Origin of the sequence: Arthrobacter sp. AB6 (assembly GCF_031844545.1) — a bacterium.
In the GTDB taxonomy this organism is placed as follows: domain Bacteria; phylum Actinomycetota; class Actinomycetes; order Actinomycetales; family Micrococcaceae; genus Arthrobacter.
Genome location: NZ_JAUZVL010000003.1, coordinates 226,896 through 246,075, shown reverse-complemented (window position 1 = coordinate 246,075; position 19,180 = coordinate 226,896). Strand labels below are relative to the sequence as shown.

The following is a 19,180-nucleotide window of genomic DNA, read 5'->3' as shown; positions in this document are numbered from 1 at the left end:
GCCGAATCAGGCATCCCTTGTAGTCCCCGTCATAGGTGGCGTACTGTGGTGCTCGATCGCAGTGGTTTCTTATATGGAACCCGAAATTCTATTATCGAACAGCTACGGCAGCTGAGCCGCCACACAATGAAGTGAGGAATCCCGTGCAGTTTCACCACCACGGTTACGTGTCCGGAGACCCTCGGGTCAAGCCCGCGGCAGGCGTGGGCATTGACCGCCCTGCTGACCTTCCGGACGAAGTGGACGTGCTGATTGTGGGCACCGGACCTGCCGGCATGCTCGCAGCCGCGCAACTGTCCCAGTTCCCGAATGTCACCACGCGCATCATCGAGCGCCGCGCGGGCAGGCTTCCCATCGGCCAGGCTGATGGGATCCAGGCCCGGAGCGTGGAGACCTTCCAGGCCTTTGGCTTCGCCGAGCGGATCACCGCCGAGGCGTACCGGATCACCGAGATGGCGTTCTGGAAGCCGGATCCCGCGGACCGCTCCCGCATTGTGCGCAGCGCCCGGGCGGTGGACGACGAAACGGGCATCAGCGAGTTCCCGCACCTGATCGTCAACCAGGCCCGCGTGCTGGACTATTTTGCCGAGGTCGCGGCGAATTCCCCCACCCGACTGACCCCGGACTACGGCTACGAATTCCGCAGCCTGGTGGTCGAAGACGAGGGGGAGTACCCCGTGCGGGCAACCCTGCTCCGCACCTCGGGCCCGGACGAGGGCAAGGAACGCACGGTCCGCGCCAAATATGTCATCGGCGCGGATGGCGCCAGGAGCAAGGTCCGGGAAGCGATCGGCTGCCACCTGGCCGGAGACACCGCCAACCACGCCTGGGGTGTCATGGATGTCCTGGCGGTCACGGACTTCCCCGATATCCGCACCAAATGCGCCATCCAGGGCGAAAAGGGCAGCATCCTGCTGATCCCCCGCGAGGGGGGTTTCCTCTTCCGGATGTATGTGGACCTCGGCGAAGTGGACCCCAGCACCAAGCACGCCGTCCGCAGCACCACCATCGAGCAGATCATCCACAAGGCCAACGAGATTCTCCATCCCTACACGCTGGACGTCCGCGACGTCGCCTGGCACAGCGTGTACGAGGTGGGGCACCGGCTGACGGACAGGTTCGACGACGTCCTTCCGGAGGAGCGCGGTACCCGGACCCCGCGGGTTTTCATTGCCGGCGACGCCTGCCACACGCACAGCGCCAAGGCGGGCCAGGGGATGAACGTCTCGATGCAGGACGGTTTCAACCTGGCGTGGAAGCTGGGGCACGTGCTCGAAGGCCGCAGCCCGGAGGCGCTGCTCTCCACCTATTCGGAGGAGCGGCAGGTGGTGGCGAAGAACCTCATCGACTTCGACAAAGAGTGGTCCGCCATGATGGCGAAGAAGCCCGAGGAGTTCGCCCACCCCTCGGACCTGGAGGACTTCTATGTGCGTACCGCCGAGTTCCCTGCCGGGTTCATGACCGAGTACGCCCCCTCGATGCTCGTTGCGCCCGCTGCCCACCAGGCCCTCGCCACGGGCTTTCCCGTGGGCAAACGCTTCAAATCGGCGCCGGTGGTCCGGGTCAGCGACACCAACCCGATGCACCTGGGCCACCATGCAACCGCGGACGGCCGGTGGCGGATCTACGTTTTCGCCGACGCGGCACCGGCAGGCGGGCACTCAGGTGTGGCGGACTTCGCCGAGTGGCTGGCGAACTCGCCGCAGTCACCGCTGGCCGCGACGCCGTCGGACGCTGATCCCGACGCCTGGTTCGACGTGAAGGTGGTCTACCAGCAGCCCCACACGGACCTCGACATCAACGCGGTGCCGGCGGTGTTCAAGCCGCAGGTGGGCCCGTTCAAGCTGACCGACTACGAGAAGGTGTACGGCACCGATCCCAAGGCGGACATCTTCGAGCTGCGGGGCCTGGACCGCGGCGGCGTGGTGGTGGTGGTCCGCCCGGACCAGTACGTGGCCAACGTCCTGCCACTCACGGCGACGGCGGAGCTGGCAGAGTTCTTCGACGGTCTCCTGAAGCCGCGCCATGCAGCGGGTCAGCCGCTGACGGTCTGAGCAGTCCTGTAGTCCGCGGCGGAGTAGACGCCCAGGATCCGCACCTCGGTGGTGAAGAAGTCCAGTTCCTCGAGGGCCAGCTTCAACGGCAGGTCCCCGGGGTGGCCTTCGACGTCGGCCATGAACATGGTGGCCGCGAATTCGTTGCCCACCATGTAGCTTTCCAGCCGGGTCATGTTCACGCCGTTGGTGGCGAAGCCGCCCAGCGCCTTGTACAGGGCCGAGGGGACGTTGCGGACACGGAACACAAAGCTGGTGACTGCCGGTCCGGGAAGCTCATCCCGCGCCGGCAGCTCCTTTTCCCGGGCCAGGACCACGAAGCGCGTGGTGTTGGAGGGATCGTCCTCAACCCGGGAAGCCAGCACCTCCAGGCCATAGATCTGCGCGGCGAGCGGGGGAGCAAGGGACAGCTTGCGCGGATCGTTCCACTCGGCCACTTCCCGGGCGGAACCCGCGGTGTCGCCGGCGATGACGGGCTTGAGGCCGTGCTCGCGGATGAGCTTGCGGCACTGGCCCAGGGCGTGGATGTGGCTGTGCACCTCGGTGGCACCTTCGATGGTGCTGCCCGGGATGCCCAGCAGGTCGAAGTGGATGGGCAGGAAGAACTCGCCGACGATCTGCAGGTTGGACTGCGGCAGCAGGATGTGGATGTCCGCCACCCGGCCGGCGATGGAGTTCTCGATGGGGATCATGGCCAGCTCGGCCTCGCCGCTGGACACGAGTTCAAACGCGTCCTCAAAGCTCGCGCACGGCACGCTTTCCATGTCGGGGAACATCTGCTTGCACGCGATATTGGAGTTGGCGCCGGGCTCACCCTGGTACGCAATCTTCTGGGCCATGATCCGTATGGTTTCACGCCCCGCCCCCGCCCGCCCAACTGGGTAGCGCTAAGTGTCGTTTTGGGCGGCCAAAACGACACTTAGCGCTACCTAGTTGGGATGGGACGGGCTAAACGGGAGTGACGCGCAGCCAGAGGTACTGGCGGGGGAGGAGCGTAATTCCCTCGTCCAGCTGCAGCGCGGCTTCGGAGAGAAGGTCGACGGCGGCAGGGGAGTATCCGGAGAATGTTTCGGCGGGCAGGGCCTGGGGGTGGTCGCTGAAGTTGGCCAGGGCCAGGACCCGTGTTTCACCCGCGGCACCGGGCCGCTGGTAGGCAAGGACGGAACGGTTGTTGGTGGCAAAATCGACCAGCCGGGTACCGGCCAGTTCAGGCGTGGCCGCCCGGACCTCGATCATCCGCTTCAAGCCGGCGTACACCGCGCCCGCGGGGGTGGACGGGTCGTGGCGGAGGGCGTACTGGCCCGCCGGGTAGTGGGGCCGGTGCACCCAGCGGCTGTCGGCGTCGTGCCCTTCCTCTTCTGCATACCCGTAGTCGTTGACCTGCCCCACCTCGTCCCCCAGGTACAGGAGCGGGATGCCGCCGGTGCTGAAGGCCATCGAGTGGGCAAGGAGGATCCGCTCCACCGCCTCGGCCGGGTCCACCTCCATGCCGCACAGGGACGCCGTGGTACCTGAAATCCGGCAGTCGCCGGTCTTGGGATTGTCCTGGAACGGGACGCCGCGGGCGAAGCTGCCGGGGAAGCGGTTGACGTAGAAGGAGTTCAGGAAACGTCGGTGGTCGAAGCCGTTGATGCCCAGCTCTGCCGCGTCCTCGTCGGCGAAGGTCCAGCCGATGTCGTCGTGGCTGCGCACGTAATTGACCCAGGAGGTGCCGTCCGGGATGTTGTGCCGCCGCTTCAGGGCCTGTGCCAGCAGCGAGACGTCCCGGGTGGCCAGGGATTCCCAGATCAGCGCCATCTGGAGCGGATTGTAGGACAGCTGGCACTCGGCCGGATCGATGTAGAGGGCCACCTCGTCCGGATGCACGATTGCCTCGGACTTGAACAGCAGCGACGGCGCGGCCAGCCGGCAGACGGCATTGAAGGCCTGGAGGAGGATGTGGGCCTCGGGCAGGTTTTCGCAAGGGGTGCCCAGCTGCTTCCAGATGAACGCCACGGCATCCATGCGCAGGATGTCCACGCCCTGGTTGGCCAGGAAGAGCATCTCCCCGGCCATGGCCCGGAAGACGTCCGGGTTGGAATAGTTCAGGTCCCATTGGTAGGTGTGGAAGGTTGCCCAGACCCAGCGGCCGTCCTCCATCCGGATGAAGGACCCCGGGTGGTTTTCCGGGAAGATTTCTCGGACGTTCTGCTCGAAGGCGTCCGGCATGGTGCGGTCCGGGAAGATCCAGTAGTAGTCGCTGTATTCCGGATCCCCCGAAGCCGCCTTGCGGGCCCACTCGTGTTCGTCGCTCGTGTGGTTGAAGATGAAGTCCACCACCAGGCTGATGCCGTGGGCGCGGAACTCGGAGGCAAGCTCACGAAGCTGTTCCATGGTGCCCAGTTTCGGGTTGACCTGGCGGTAGCTGGAGACTGCGTAGCCGCCGTCGGAGTGCGGCTCGGGCGCCAGGAACAGCGGCATGAGGTGCAGGTAGGTGAGGCCCAGCTCCTTGAAGTACGGGATGTGGCTGCGCAGCCCCTCCAGGCTTTCTGCGTACCGGTCCACATAGCAGACGCCGCCGAGCATGTTGTTGGACAGGAACCAGCCGCCGTTGGCCTCCCGTTCGGCGTCCAGGGCCTTCAGCTCGGCCCGGCGTTCCTCCCACGAACGCGCACCCTGGACCACCAAAGCGGCCAGCTGGTCCTGCCAGTCCGGCCGGGATCCGTACAGCGTGCTGAAGAGGCGGCACAGGTCCGGGAAGTGCGCGTCGAACCGCTGCTGAAAGGCGCGATCGGGGGCGGTGCCCGCCTGCGCGAGGGCATCGACGACGTGCTGCCGCACTGTTTCGTCCACACTGGCGAATTCCTCCATGGCCCAGACCCCTTCCGGTGTGCCGGCGGATCCGGCATGCAAAACCTGTACGGAAGTATTCCACGGTGCGGCTGCCGCGGCGCGCCGGCGGGGTGAAACTAGGAGCGGCCGACGGCGGGTTCCCCGGTTTTGCGCGCGGCGACGGTTACCTCGGGGCCTGGCACCAGTGCCGGGGTAGTCATCCCCGAGTTGAACCCGCTGGCACCGGCTATGGGAAAACCCGCAGCTGTGTTGCCAGGTTCCCAGACCGGCAGCAGGCTGCAGCCAGCCTTAGCTGAACCAGTCCCGGGCCGGGTTGGTGACCTCCGGGGCCGAGCGGTGCACGCCGGGGCGGGCCGCCCACTTCACGCCGTTGGCCAGGACCCGCTTGACCTGCGGGTGGTGGTACACCGGGTACTCCTGGTCGCCGGGGCTGAAGTAGAAGATGCGTCCCTTGCCCCGGGTGAACGTGACGCCGGAACGGAACACCTCGCCGCCCGCGAAGGAGCTGATGAAGATGAGGTCGTCCGGCTCCGGGATATCGAACAGCTCGCCGTACATCTCCTGCTCCGGGATGACGATGGGGCTGTCCACGCCTTCGGCGATGGGGTGCGAGGGCTTCACGGTCCACACGAGCTCTCGCTCGCCGTCGTTCCGCCAGGCGAGCGAGCAGCTGGTGCCCAGCAGCCTGGTGAACACCTTGGCGAAGTGCCCCGAGTGGAGCACGATCAGGCCCATGCCGCCCAAGACGTGCCGGTGGACGCGTTCGACGACGGCATCGCTCACCTCATGATGGGCCATGTGTCCCCACCACAGCAGGACGTCCGTCTCCGCGAGCACCTCCTCGTCAAGGCCATGCTGATCATCGGTGGCCAGGACCGCCGTCGTTATGTCTGCCTCGGGGTAGAAGGAACGGAGTCCCGCGGCGATGGCGCCATGGATGCCCTCAGGGTAGATCTCCCCGATGTGGGATGGCTCGTTGATGGCCTCGTGGACACCTTCGTTCCACACCCGGATCCTCAGTTTGCCGTTCATTAGAGCCGAACCTCCCTCTGCTCCAGCGCTGACTTGTAGCACGCGTCGATGATCTGGGCCCGGTAGAGCGCCAGCGAGCCGTCGTGCTCTGCCCAGGTTGCCCCGCCGCCGCGGACTGCCGATATAAAGTCTTCCACCACTGCATCGTGGGCGCGGCCGGGCAGTACCGGCGGGACGTAGTCGGCGCTTTCGCCGTCCTTGTCCGTGAACACCCGCAGCTGGCCCACAGGCGGGAAAGGCGCGCCCTGCACCTTGAGCTCCGCGCCGCCGTCGGTTCCGTAAACCGTGAAGTCCAGGAGGTCGTCCGTTTCCCGGTAGGTGGCCCAGCTCGCCTCGATCACCAGGGTTCCGCCGCCCTCGAGCCGGAGGAACGCCGAGGCGAAGTCCTCCACGTCGAACGCGTGGCTGGATGCCAGGGCGGAGTAGGCGCTGCCGCCGCCGCGCCCGTGCGGGCCCAGCTCGGAGTGGGTGGCGGCGGAGACTGCCACAACTTTCGGTTCGCCCAGCAGGTGCAGTGCGTAGTCCAGGGCGTGGACGCCGATGTCCGCGAGCGGTCCGCCGCCGGCAAGTTCCGGGTTGGTGAACCAGCTGCCCAGGGTAGGGATGCCGGAGCGGCGCAGCCACGATGCCTTGGCGTAGTACGGCCGGCCAAGCCCGCCCGCATCGATGACGCCCTTCAGCGCCTGGATGTCGCCGCGGCGGCGGTGGTTGAAGGCGACGTCCAGGACGCGCCCGGCCTTGCGGGCAGCGTCCACCATGGCTTGGCCTTCGACGGCGTTGCGGGCGATGGGCTTCTCACTCAGGACGTGGATTCCCCGTTCCAGGGCGGCGACGGTGATGGGGGCGTGCAGGAAGGTTGGCACTGCCACGCTGACGGCGTCGAGTCCGCCGTGGTCCAGCATGTCTTTCCAGTCCGCGAATCCGTTCGGAATGGCGTATTCGGCCTGCAGCGAGTCGCGGAGTTCCTGCTCCATGCCGGCAAGCGAAACGATGCTGACGCCGTCAAGGGAGTGGTAGGCCTTCAGGTGCTGCTGGCCGGCCCAGCCGATGCCTACCACGCCCACCCTCAGTTCGGCGGGCCGTGGTTCTTCGCGGGATGCGGCATGCTGTCCGGGGGACTGCTCGTGGCTCACGGATTTTCCTTATCTTGTGTCGGTGTTACTGGTACTTGGGTTGGGGAGTTCTCTCAGCCGTTGACGGCACCGGCAGTCATGCCGGACACGATACGCCTTTGGCAAAGGAGCACAAGGATGATTAGCGAGGTGGTCGGCGGGCGACCGCCCAAAATCACCGCGACGAGGTCCTGTTTCAGGAACGCATCAGGGGGAGGGCCGTGAGCCGGCCCTCCCCCTGATGGTCTTGTGTGGTGCCTAACCTATTGGGCGGCCAATTGGTCGAGTACCGCGAACGGGTTTTCAGCTCCCCCGTTCGGTGCCACCACAATCCTGCGGTCCAGGGTGTGGCTGCCGCCGGCGGGGATCTCAACCTGGAACTTGCTCATGATCCAGTTGCGGAAGCCGTATCCGGTGAACCTGCCGCTCTCCGCCGTGTAGACCAGCCCGTACGTCTGCTGGTCCGCACCTGTTCCGGCCTGGCCGATCCAGTTTCCGCTGGGCTCATAGCCGGCCGCGGTGCCCGTGTTGATTACGGGGTGGCCGGCCACGCCGCTTCGCTGGCCGGTGCCGTCATGGTCCATGGCGTCACCAACCCAGAGCGGAAGCGCAGCCTGGGAGGTGTTCCGGAATTCTGATTTCGCCGTGATCCACTGGTCCCCGGCATTCGCCGAATAGGTTGTGGTCACCATGAGTCCCGGGTGCTCCGCGGAGGTACCCGATGCCCGGACAACGGCGCGCTCGCCGGTGTTCTCCAGTATTTCCACGGAATCGGTGCGGACCTGGGTCTGCGCCCACGCATTCCCGCCTGTAGGTTCAGCTGTGGCAACGTACGGCAGGTTGATCCAGTCCAACTGGTCCGGCTGGCCGGTGATGGCCATGTCCAGCGGCTTGCCGGCAGTGGACTGGTCCAGTTGCGGGTCATTGAACACCCTGGAAATGGCCAGGGCCAGTTTCCTGTTTTCGATCACGATGTCCTGGACTCCGGCTTCCACCAGGCTGCCGGCCAGGCGCTTGCCCGTGCTGGCATCCACGTTCACCGGTCGCAATTCAAGGTCCACGGTTGGTGACTGCCCTGCCGGCACTTCGATCTGCTTGGCGGCTGTGGCCGAACCGAGCTGGGCAGCCTGGACAGTGTATGTGCCGGCGCCCTGTTCAAGGCCGAGCCGGTACGTTCCGTCAGTTGCGGTGGTGGTGGTGCCCGCCGGGACGCCGTCACGCATCACCTGGACGGTGATCCCTGACGCCGGTTGGCCGGTGCCCGCCTGGGTTACCGTCCCCGAAACGGAGGACCAACGTTCGGCGGCGGTGCCGCCGGGGGTGAAGGCGTAGAGGTTGCCGTCCAGGGCGCCTGCCACAACGGTGTTGCCGCTGACCGCGGGGCCCGCTGCCACCCATGTGCCGATGTTGTGCTGCCAGAGGGGCTGGCCGGTGCGGGCATCCAGGGCGTAGAAGTTGCCGTTGTTCGCTCCGACGAACAGGGTGTCACCGCTCAGCGCAGGCGAGGTGTGCACGCCTCCGCGGTACCGCTCACCGGGAAGCAGCCGGTCCCACAGCACTGCGCCGGTGGTGGCGTCCAGGGCCGTCACGGCACCCGAGGGGAAGCCCATGTAAATGACATTGCCGGCAATGGCGGGCGCGGCCGGGGTGGCGTTGCCGTTGACCAAGGACGGGTGCTGGCTCCGGTAGGTCCACAGGGTCTGGCCTGTGGCGCCGTCCCGGGCAATGATCCCGTTGCCGGAGCCGATGTAGACGCGGCCGTCAGCTGCGGAGGGAATGCCGTCCTGCCAGCCGCCCAGGGTGGCAGCTCCTGTCCACAGTGACTGGCCGGTAGCCAGGTCGTAGGCCATGACGCGGTCCGCCGTTTGGTTGCCCACGTACACGCGGCCATCGGCCACTGCAGGCGTTCCGTCACTCATGGTGCTGCCGCTCATCGGCGAAGCCCATACCCGCGAGCCGGTCTTCACGTCCAGGGCTATCAGGAGCCCCTGCTTCGCTTCGCCGTGGCGCGTCTGGTACGGGTAGAGGACCTTGCCGTCGGCCACGGTCACGCCGTAGTAGCCGTACGTGCGCTGGTTGTAGCCTTCGGGCGCGGGCTCCGGATCGTGCTGCCACTTCAGCTGCCCCGTGGCGGCGTCAACGGCGAAGAGGCTGCCGCGGAGGGTGGGAACAAAGACCAGCCCGTCGGAGACGGCGATGCTTCCGTGCACCGAGGACGGCACCGTGTAGCTCCACAGCTGCTTGCCGGTGGCCTGGTCCACTGCGTGCACCGCGCTGTTGCCCTCGCCGTTCTCGTCCCGGGTGCCGGCGTAGACCACGCCGTTGACGATCGCGGGTGAACCCGTCAGGAAGGTGCCCTCCGTCCGGTAGGACCAGGCCAGGCGCTGTCCTGCATCAATGCGGTCTGCCGTGACGCCGGTGTGGCCTTGGTCGCCGTGGTGCTGTGACCAGTCGGCGCCCTTCACCGGGGTGATGGCCTTGTCAGCGGTGAAGGTGAATGTAGAGGTTTTGGTCCAGGAGGCTCCGGTGGCGTCCGTGGCCTGGACCTCGAGGGTGTGCTTGCCCACCTTCCGCAGGTCACCCTGCAGGTCGGAATGCCAGGTGAACTCGCCGGTGGATGCCAGCGGGCGCCAGTTACCGCCGTCGATCCTGAACTGGGCCTTCACGGGAGCGTCCGTGGTGTCGTAGGCGTTCGCCTGGATGCCCGGAAAACCGTCCAGGGGAACGGTGCTGCCGTCAGCCGGGCTGGTGATGGTCAGGTCCTTCTCCGCGCCGTAGTTGCGGACCGGGTTTTCGAAGGATTCGTCCGTCATGGACACGTAGCGGAAGCCGCGAGGTGAGTTGTCGATGCTGTAGGAGCTCGAGGTGGTCTGGACGTGCTTGGCAGTGCCCGCGAACGCACTGTCCGGCTCCACGTCGTTGGAGTGCTCATGGCCTACCAGGATGAGCTGGGCTTTGTACTGCTCCAGCAGGGCGCCGTACTGGTCGTACATGTTCTGCGAGCCGAAGGGCACGTTCATCGGCTGGTGTGCCAAGACCACCAGTTCCTTGTCCCCGACGTTCTTGGCCAGGTCTTCTTTTGCCCACGCCAGCTGCTCGTCGAAGGGGGCGCTGCCGTTGTTTTCAAGCACCAGGAAGTGGCGGTTCCCGTAGTCAAAGGAGTACCACTCGGGGCCCACGTGGTTGCGGTAGTTGTTGATGCGGTTGGCGTAGCCGGTTCCGGAGGCGTATTCATGGTTGCCCACGGCAGGCCACACCGGAACCTTGGACAGGGCGGTGGCGGTTTTGTAAGCGTTGAATTCGGCGTCGGTGGCGTTGTTGGTGAGGTCACCGCTTACCTGGATGAAGCCGAGTTCCTGGCCCGTTGCGTTGATTTCCTGGATCTGTTCCGGGAGTTGCGCGTTCACATGCGGGTCGGCGATGTTGCCGAAAGTGAAGTTGCTCTGTGCCGACTTCGCGTCCTTGGTCAGCGCGAAGTCGGCAGTCTTCTTCTCGTCCGCTGCCAGGAGGCCCAGATTGCGGTAGAAACGGGGGGCCATGAACTCGTCGGTGCCCACGGAGTATCCGGCGGGCTGGGTGATGAAGACGATGTCCGTGTTCCGCCGCTCCGTGCGCGTCTCCAGGCTGTACTTGCCGTTGGCATCGGTCACTGCGATTGTGGCGCCGTCGGACACGGAAACGCCGGGAAGGGCAGGTTCGCCCGGGTCGAAGGCATCGTTGCCGTTGCGGTCTTCGAAGACCGTGCCGGAGACCGCTGCCAAAGGGGGATTGAGGGCCTCGCCGACGGCGGTGCTCACCGGTGCGGCGATGACAAGGCCGCCGAGGGCGGCTGTGCCGGCATAGAGGGCCAGGCGTAGGTTGCGCTTCCCGGAACCCGCGTCGGGTACCGGGCGTGTGAGTTTCATGCGAAAAGGAACCTTTCAATGAACCAGAAGAGACCAACAGCTGTGACCGCGACGGTCGCCCCACGCAACACCGGAACGGACCAGCCGCTCCGGCGCACGAGCAGGATCAGGGGAAAGGCGGCAAGGAGCAGCAGCGCCTGCCCCGCCTCGATTCCGGCGTTGAAGCTGAGCAGGGACGTGGCCAGGCTCCAACTGAAGTCTTCGGTGACACGGAGGGATCCGGCGAACCCCAGCCCGTGGAGCAGGCCGAAGACGAACACCACCGGCAGGCGCCGGCGCGTTGCGCCCAGCAGGTTCTCGATGGCTACGAAGGCAATGGACAGGGCGATCAGCGGTTCCACCACCTCTGAGGGAACGCTGATCCAGCCGAGGAGGGCGCTGATGAGGGTCGCGCTGTGCGCCAGGGTAAACATGGAGACCACCCCCAGCAGGCTCCGCAGGGTGGCCGCGCCCAGGGCCAGGGCGACGACGAACAGCACGTGGTCCAGACCTGACAGGATATGTTCCACGCCCATGGCCCCGAAGCGGGCGGCGGCTGTTACCACGGACCCGCCGCCGGCAGTGAATTCCGTGTGGCCGCTGTCCAGGACCGTCTGGCCTTCGTGGCCGCCCAGGCTGTATTCCACAATGTTCGAATGGTCATCGGCTGCGGCGTCGCCGGCGCTGAAGACGCCGTATTTGACCAGGTAGGAGCCGGAGGACCCGCCGCAGTCGTACGCCAGGTCCAGCTCGGCGTAGGGAACCTCTTCACGGCTCCTGATGGCCGTACCTTCCAATGCGGGCTTGCACAATGCCCCGTCGAGGAAGATGGTGACCCGCTCCGAAAGGTAGGCTTCGAGGTTGCCCGTCGCAGCCACCAGGACAGCACGCCTTTGGGAGTCGTCGCTGGCCGACAAGGCCTCCGGCCCAAGGTCTACCGCCCGCGCCAGCATTTCGTATTCGAGGCTCAGCGCGTAGGAAACCTCTGCCCCATTGGCCGTGATATCCGAGTACCCCGTCGAATCCCTGACATGGGCGGAGGCGGGAAGGCCCCCGGATACCAGGAACATGATGACCAATAACAGAAGCCCGGCGCCTTGGCGCAGTAGGGACACGGGTGGCACGGGGATGCTCAATTCAGGGTGCGGAGTAAAAGGTATCTCCAATCCACACCGCGCCACTGACAGGATTGTGAATATGCAGTGAACGGCAGGGAGCCGGTGTGCGGACATCAGCTCAGGTTTCGCTCAAGGGACCACTGCTCCTGCGCTCAGCGGGACGCCTGAAACTCGCATGCGGCTGACTGAAACGATGATTTAACACACCGGAAACCCACCCCATCACGGCCGCCCTACAGTTGGAACCAGACGGCAATAGCTGCCCTCCGATGAACGTGGTACTGACTCCGCGTCCCTCCCCCGGAGTGCCTCAACGGGCGATTTCCGTTCTCTCTTCGCATCACGAAAGGGGTTTCCCATGGATTCGGGAAATGTCGCTTGGATACTGGCCAGCTCGGCGCTGGTTTGCATGATGATCCCCGCCCTGGCCCTGTTCTACGGGGGCATGGTGGGGTCGCGCCGCATTCTCAACATGATGATGATGTGTTTTGGCGGCGCCAGCCTGGTGGCCGTCCTCTGGGCACTGTTCGGGTACTCGATGGCCTTCGGAAACTCGGTAGGCGGTCTGGGGCTGATCGGTGACGTCACCGAATTCCCCGGCATGGGGCAGCTGCTGGCCGCTGATGAGGAGGCGTCCATCCCGGTCATCCTGTTTGCCGCCTTCCAGCTGTTCTTCGCCTGCGTCACCACGGCGCTGGTGGCAGGCGCAGCAGCGGGCCGCATGAAGTTCGGCGCCTGGATGCTGTTCGCCGGCATCTGGGCCACAATCGTCTACTTCCCCATCGCGCACTGGGTCTTCGCCTTCACTTCGGCGGACGGCAGCGTGACCGGCGGCTGGATCGCCAGCGGGATCAAGGCCATCGACTTCGCCGGCGGAACCGCCGTGCACATGAATGCCGGCGCGGCAGCCCTGGCGCTGGCCCTGGTGCTCGGCAAGAGCTCCGGCTGGCCGAAAGTGGAGCATGCAAAGCCGCACAGCCGCCCGCTGGTGCTGGTGGGCGCAGGCCTCCTCTGGGTTGGCTGGTTCGGCTTCAACGCCGGCTCCGCGTTGTCCGCCGGCCAGTCGGCGTCGGTGGTTTTCCTCAACACCGCCGTAGCTGCCGCGGCAGGCCTCCTGGCCTGGTCCCTGGTGGAACGGCTCCGCCGCGGGGCAGCCACCAGCATGGGTGCAGCGTCCGGCCTGATCTCAGCGCTCGTGGCCATCACCCCCGCCTGCGGCTCAGTAAGCCCGCTGGGCGCCCTGGCCATCGGGGCGATCGCCGGGGCCGTATGCTCGCTGGCCATTGAACTGAAGTACCGCCTCGGCTACGACGACTCGCTCGACGTTGTTGGCGTCCACCTTGTGGGCGGCATCCTTGGCACCCTGCTGATCGGCCTCTTCGCCACCGACGCAGCACCGAACGCAGTCAGCGGACTCTTCTACGGCGGCGGCGTGGAACTGCTCGGTGTCCAGGCCCTCGCCACTGTGACGGTGCTGGTTTACTCGTTCGGCATCACCTGGGTCCTCGCAAAGATCCTGGACAAGACGATTGGCCTGCGGATCAATCCCGAGGACGAGATGCGCGGCATCGACCTCGCAGCACACTCCGAGCTCGCGTACCTTACGGATGAGGATCCGGTGGAGCTGGGCTCTCCGCAGCGCGTGTAGGGATACCCAGAAGTCCGGGTGCATGCCATCCGGATGACGATTCAGGCAGAGGGCCAGCCTCCGGACCGGTGCCAGCAGCAGCTGGCTTATAGTTCCGGGGGCCTGGCCCTTTTGCCGCTCCCAGGAACACCGATCCGGGGAGCCTCCCACAGCGGTGCAGATCGCAATCGGGAAGCCGGCAGGCGCCCGGCCGCTCTGACGGTTTGAGGCTGAAGCGCAGCCCTGAACCGGACGTAGGGCACGAAGCCCCGCCTTCGCCGCTACTCCTTGAACAGGCCGGCAAGGTCTTCCGCAGTAATGGCTCCGCCCGCAAGGGCGTCACCTTCCATGACATCCGAAAACAGCTGCGACTTCCGGGCCTTCAGGGCCATGACCTTTTCCTCGATGGTGTCCTTGGCCACGAGCCGGTAGACCATCACGTTCCGGGCCTGCCCGATCCGGTGGGTCCGGTCCACGGCCTGCGCCTCCGAGGCCGGGTTCCACCAGGGATCCAGCAGGAACACGTAATCCGCCTCCGTGAGGTTGAGCCCAAACCCGCCGGCCTTCAGCGAAATCAGGAACACCGGCGCGCCGCCGTTCTTGAACTCGTTGACCACGTCCGCACGGTTGCGGGTGCCGCCGTCGAGGTAGCAGTACTCGATCTTTTCCTCGTCCAGGCGCTCCCGCACCTTGCCCAGGAAACCGGTGAACTGGCTGAAAATGAGGGCACGGTGGCCCTCCGCCACCAGGTCCTCCAGCTGCTCGAACAGCACGTCCAGCTTGCTTGAGCGCACGCCGGAGAGCGACGGGTCAATCAGCGAGGCGTCCAGGCTCAGCTGGCGCAGCAGGGTCAGCGACTGGAAGATGGTGAACCGGTTCTTGTTCACGTCCTCGATCAGCCCCAGGATCTTCTGCCGTTCGCGCTGCAGGTGGGTCTGGTACACCTTCTGGTGGCGCGGGTTCAGCACCACTTCCAGGATCTGCTCCTGCTTGGGCGGCAGGTCCTTGATCACCTGGTCCTTGGTGCGGCGCATCATGAGCGGACGGACCCGGCGGCGGAGCTTGTCCAGCTGCCCCTTGTCACCGTTCTTTTCCACCGGCTTCTGGTAGTACTCGGCGAAGCGCTTGGGGCTGGAAAACAGCCCCGGTGCAACAATCGACGTCAGGGCCCAGAACTCCATGAGGTTGTTTTCCAGGGGCGTGCCCGTGATGGCCAGCTTGAACGCCGCCGGCAGTTTGCGGGCGCATTGGTACGCCTTGGACTGGTGGTTCTTCACGAACTGCGCCTCGTCCAGCACCAGGCCGGACCACGTGCGTGAAGCGTAGGCCTCGTAATCAATCCGGAACAGGGCGTAGGACGTGATCACGATGTCCGCCCCGGCCAGGACCTCCGCGGCGTCCTGCCCGCTCTTTCCGAACGTCTCGCTGACGGCATGCACCTTCAGGCCGGGCGCAAAGCGCGCCGCCTCCGCGGCCCAGTTGCCCACCACACTGGTGGGCGCAACCACCAAAAAGGGAGCGCCGGCGTCGGACGCTGAATCAGCTGCCGCCAGCGCCAGCTCCTTGGCGGCGCACATCAGGGCCAGCGCCTGCACGGTCTTGCCGAGGCCCATGTCATCAGCGAGGATGCCGCCCAGGCTGTGCCGGTACAGGAAGGTGAGCCAGTTGAAGCCCTCCAGCTGGTACGGGCGCAGCTCCGCGTTGAGGGTGGCGGGGAGCGGCAGGCCGTCCATGCCGCCCTCCAGCAGGCCGCCCACCGCGGACCGCCACGCGGCCGCCTGCTCGTCCACCACCCCCAGCTGGGCCAGCTCATCCCAGAGGCCGGCCTGGAAGCGGCTGATCTGTAGCGGCGCATCCTTGTTGTCCTGCAGCGAGCGGGCTTCCTCGATGAGCGCGCGCAGCTGGTGCAGCTCGGGCAGGTCCAGGGAGAAATAGGCGCCACTGGGCAGCAGCATTTTGGTCTGCCCGGCGGCCAGTGCTGAGAACACCGCGGCGAAGGACACCGGCTGGCCTTCCAGCGAGATCTGGATGCCGAGGTCGAACCAGTCGCGCTGCTCGGTGGCCTTGGTGGAGATGGACACCACCGGAGCTTCCTCGGCCTCGCGGTAGTCGGCGATGTCGCCCACGGTGTCCACCTCGACGTCGGGCGCCTCGCGCAGGCGCGGCAGGACCTCCTCGGTGAAGGCCAGGGTGTCCAGGCCCTTCAGCTCGGCGGAGGCCGCGAGCCGGGGGGTGCCCCAGCCGCCGGCGGCGGACTCACCCAGCGCCGGCACCATGTCCCACGGCTGGCCGATGCCTTCCAGGATGCGTGCCTCGGCGGTGTCGTCGCGGTATCCATGGTCCCCGGGGTGGCGCCAGAGGGGCTGGGCGGTGACAAGGGTTCCCGTTTTGTAGTGCCACTCCCAGTGCAGCCGCACCCGGTGGTCCGCGCCGTAGTTTGCCAGCAGGGACAGGGTGGGGACAGCCAGCGCCGGCAGCTCGACGGACTCGTCCCGGGCAGTGACCCGGGCAGTCTGCTTCAGCTTCGGATAAAAACCGGTCAGGAAGCGCGATTCGTCCTTGGCCGGGATGTGCAGGGTGCTGCCGGCCGTCACGAACGCCAGCAGCTCCTCGCTCAGTCCGCTTTCCAGCGGTGCAAGGGTGATGATCCCGTCGGGGTCGGGGACGCCGGGCAACGACGCTTCTCCGGCGGTGAAGAAGATTCCGTGGGCGGGCCGGCCGATGGTCCCCACGGACGCCGGATCAACCTCGGCCCCCTCCACGTTGATGGTGGGCACCAGCTCCAGCCCGCCGTCGGCGGCTGTGGTGCCCTGGGAACCTGCGGCACCGGCGGAAGGTTCCGTGGCCGGGGAGCCGTAGCGGCCCAGGTTAAGGCCGACGGCGGCAGGGGCTTCAGCGAGCCGCACCGGTTCAGTGCCGCGGGAATGCACCAGGGCGAGGCCCACTTTGCGGGCGTCTGCCAGCAGGCTCCACAGATTCTTGCCGGCGTAGGAGTTCAGGCTGAGCCAGAAGCCGGAGGGGTTGTACGTCCGGCCGGCAGCGGCGGAATGGCTGGCCAGGAACTCCTGCATCCACTCCACGTGCGCCGGGTTGCACTCGCGCCGGAAGTTCAGGTAGTTCAGGGTGGTCCAGGAGACGTCGCCGCGGATCCACTTGCCCTTGGCGCCCATGATCACCGGCCGGGCCTTGAGCTGGCGCACGCTGCGGAGCGGATCCCGCCGGCCGGTGTAGGAGAAATGCGGGGCGGGCTCTTCGATCTCGAACTGCAGCGCCAGCGGAACGCCGGCGCTTGAGGGAGTGGTTCCCTGCGAGATCAGCGGGCTGAGCGCCTGCTCCCAGTCGGACAGGGCGGGAGCGGACGGGCTGCGGGACAGCTGTGTGGACGTTGACGGCGCCAGCAGCTGCACGCGGATGGCGGGGTTGTCCTCGGCGGCGAAAAGCAGCGCGGCCACGTGCTTGCAGTCCTTGCGGACCGGGCAGCTGCACACGCCCACGGTGCAGCTCCAGCCGCCTGCCTTGCGGACCAGCTTGGCAGTGGTGGAGTAGGGCACATCCGCCCCGCCGCGGACCTTGCCCAGCATGAGCCCGGTGGCGGCGTCGAACGAGATGCCCGAGACGCGGCTGCCCATGGCGTACGCCAGCCCGGCCGCCAGGGAACGGTCGTTGATGGCGGGGGTCTGTATTGCCAGTGCCGTACTTTCGTCCGGTTGGGATGGAATGGTGCGCGCTACTTTCAGCAGGCCGCGGGGGGCCGCGGCCGGTGGGTGGTTATCTGATCCATCTTAGTTCGCCGGCCGGGCGTGGCGTGCCGCCGTTCCCGCGGCTCGCGCCTGGCCCCGGCTGTCCCCGGAGCCGGAAACTTCTCCGCCCCGCAAACTTCGCCCGACGTTCATTTCTTCCTCAGCAACGCGTCGGCCCGCCCGACGTAGCGTGAAAACGTACCCTGCACCACCCGTCAACAGCAGTGAGGATTGCCATGATCACCAGCCAGCAGCCCGTCGTCCTGACCAGCAGCAGCATCGACTCAAGCGACGAGGACGTCGTCGAGGCCAACGTCAGCATCGTGGATGCCATGCACACCGCCCTGCTCCGGACCGAAGAGATGTCACCCGTGGCCGTCCGCAGCTACTACGTGGACTTCTACCTCACCCAGGCCCTGGAGGGCGGTTTCGCGCAGTACGTGTTCACCGCCGTCGACAGGTCCGAAACTGACACGCTGATCCGCGAAGGCATGGCGGGCATGGGCGCCGCTGCCCACCTTGACCTCTTCAACAGGGCAGTTGAGGCGTTCGACGACCTGTCCGAAGAAGACGAGGAGCACTACCTCGACGGCGGCCTGGATGATACGGAGGACACGCCCGACGGCGTCCTCCGGATGGAGGAGCTCGACGGCGAGTTCGAGGAGCTGCTGGAGAGCGAAAACATCACCGCGCTCAACGCCGCCTGGCTGCGCGGCCAGGCTGAACTGCTGGTGCTTGACGACGAAGAGGTCGGGGCGTACATCGAGCGGCTGGTGTCGATGATCACCGACCTGCCCGAGCGCAAGGCCCAGGCCGAAGCCGAAGCGCTGGAGGAGGCCCCCGACTTTGAGCTCATCATCCGCGAGCTCTGCAGCATCGCGGGGTATGAGCTCCTCAAGATCACCATGGGCGACCCCAACTACGTCCACGACGGCGAGCGGGTCCTTGCGTGGCACTTCTCCACCGATCACGGCGACTTCCTCATGGTGGAGGAGGAGGACGAGGCCTTCATGATCAACCCGGAAACCCGGGAGATCGTGGCCGCGGTGGAGTTCGAGGAAGCCGACACGGAGATGGCCAACGCCTAGGGGCATTGTTGGCCGCATTTGATGGCCCGGGCCGCCATGTTCCAGGCGTGCCCGGGTCCGTGCCCTTAGCCGGTCAGCTGTTCTGCTCCAAAGCGGCCACCAGGATGTCCAGCAGTTCGTCGTCCACCTGGTCCACGGATGTCAGGCGCACCTTCCGGGTGAAGGGATCGTCCGCCCGGGTCCTGGCTGCCTCGATCCTGCCTTCAGCAGGGGCGTTGAGCCGGAGGGTGACATCCACGGCCGTATTGGTGGTGCGGGTAACCTGGGCAAACTTGCGCCGCGGGCTGTGCAGTGAGACGTAGCCCTTCCGCATCTGGATCTGCACGCCTTCGGTGGCGGACGCCCAGCCCAGGATGGCGTCCGCGATGGGCCTTAACTGGGGGTGGTTGGCGTACTGCCCGTCGATCAGTTCATCGGCGTCCCGGAGCATGAAGTCCGGGTATCCGAACATTTCCCAAGACACTGCATACCGGGCGTAACCCGTCACCCCGAAGCCGTCCCGCATCCAGGTGCGGAGCTCGCCGTCGTCCTTGATGCCGGCGGCGCGGGCCTGCCCTGCCCAGTGAGCGGTGTCCTTGCCTGTCTTCCGCAGAAGCAGCGCCTTATTGCTGTCCACCATTGTTTGCCAGGTGCTGGCCTTCTTTGTTGGTTCCGGATCCGTAGGCATGGGTCGATCGTAGCGCTGCCGGTCCC

General features: G+C 66.3%; 11 protein-coding genes. 3 read left to right on the top strand and 8 right to left on the bottom strand.

The features are described 5' to 3' along the window. Positions 1 to 143 precede the first annotated feature (143 nt). A complete protein-coding gene (locus tag Q9R30_RS03860; protein ID WP_311216829.1) occupies positions 144 to 2,054 on the top strand; it encodes an FAD-binding monooxygenase in 1,911 nt (636 codons plus the stop codon). On the opposite strand, the gene Q9R30_RS03855 is transcribed toward Q9R30_RS03860, so the two are convergent. From Q9R30_RS03855 to Q9R30_RS03830, 6 genes are all read right to left on the bottom strand, one after another. Next, positions 2,036 to 2,893 carry a prephenate dehydratase gene (locus Q9R30_RS03855; RefSeq protein WP_311216828.1) on the bottom strand — a complete coding sequence of 286 codons (858 nt, stop codon included), beginning with the start codon at positions 2,891 to 2,893 and terminating at the stop codon, positions 2,036 to 2,038. The genes Q9R30_RS03860 and Q9R30_RS03855 overlap by 19 nt on opposite strands. 109 nt (positions 2,894 to 3,002) lie before the next feature. Beyond that, positions 3,003 to 4,904 (bottom strand): alpha-amylase family glycosyl hydrolase, encoded by a 1,902-nt coding sequence (locus Q9R30_RS03850; RefSeq protein WP_311216827.1) that lies wholly within the window; start codon positions 4,902 to 4,904, stop codon positions 3,003 to 3,005. A 270-nt stretch (positions 4,905 to 5,174) separates the two neighbouring features. Next, the gene (locus Q9R30_RS03845) at positions 5,175 to 5,918 is read right to left on the bottom strand and encodes a ThuA domain-containing protein (protein ID WP_311216826.1); all 744 of its coding nucleotides are present in this window, start codon (positions 5,916 to 5,918) and stop codon (positions 5,175 to 5,177) included. Further along, positions 5,918 to 7,051 carry a Gfo/Idh/MocA family oxidoreductase gene (locus Q9R30_RS03840; RefSeq protein WP_311216825.1) on the bottom strand — a complete coding sequence of 378 codons (1,134 nt, stop codon included), beginning with the start codon at positions 7,049 to 7,051 and terminating at the stop codon, positions 5,918 to 5,920. Before Q9R30_RS03840 ends, Q9R30_RS03845 begins: the two co-directional genes overlap by 1 nt. A 242-nt stretch (positions 7,052 to 7,293) precedes the next feature. Next, positions 7,294 to 10,935 carry a PQQ-binding-like beta-propeller repeat protein gene (locus tag Q9R30_RS03835; RefSeq protein WP_311216824.1) on the bottom strand — a complete coding sequence of 1,214 codons (3,642 nt, stop codon included), beginning with the start codon at positions 10,933 to 10,935 and terminating at the stop codon, positions 7,294 to 7,296. Beyond that, positions 10,932 to 11,984, bottom strand: a complete 1,053-nt coding sequence (locus Q9R30_RS03830) for a HupE/UreJ family protein (protein ID WP_311216823.1) — start codon at positions 11,982 to 11,984, stop codon at positions 10,932 to 10,934. Before Q9R30_RS03830 ends, Q9R30_RS03835 begins: the two co-directional genes overlap by 4 nt. A 406-nt stretch (positions 11,985 to 12,390) precedes the next feature. Between Q9R30_RS03830 and Q9R30_RS03825 the strand changes: the two genes are divergently transcribed. After that, entirely contained in the window at positions 12,391 to 13,680 is a 1,290-nt protein-coding gene (locus Q9R30_RS03825; RefSeq protein ID WP_104999290.1) for an ammonium transporter, read from the top strand. A gap of 260 nt (positions 13,681 to 13,940) precedes the next feature. Here Q9R30_RS03825 and Q9R30_RS03820 read toward each other — a convergent pair whose 3' ends face one another. After that, complete coding sequence (locus tag Q9R30_RS03820) at positions 13,941 to 17,378, bottom strand: DEAD/DEAH box helicase (RefSeq protein WP_311216848.1); 3,438 nt, start codon at positions 17,376 to 17,378, stop codon at positions 13,941 to 13,943. A gap of 257 nt (positions 17,379 to 17,635) precedes the next feature. Between Q9R30_RS03820 and Q9R30_RS03815 the strand changes: the two genes are divergently transcribed. Next, positions 17,636 to 18,487 carry a hypothetical protein gene (locus Q9R30_RS03815; RefSeq protein WP_104999288.1) on the top strand — a complete coding sequence of 284 codons (852 nt, stop codon included), beginning with the start codon at positions 17,636 to 17,638 and terminating at the stop codon, positions 18,485 to 18,487. Between the two features lie 73 nt (positions 18,488 to 18,560). Here the strand turns inward: Q9R30_RS03815 and Q9R30_RS03810 are convergent, their stop codons facing one another. After that, the gene (locus tag Q9R30_RS03810) at positions 18,561 to 19,154 is read right to left on the bottom strand and encodes a DUF5655 domain-containing protein (protein WP_311216822.1); all 594 of its coding nucleotides are present in this window, start codon (positions 19,152 to 19,154) and stop codon (positions 18,561 to 18,563) included. Positions 19,155 to 19,180 lie beyond the last annotated feature (26 nt).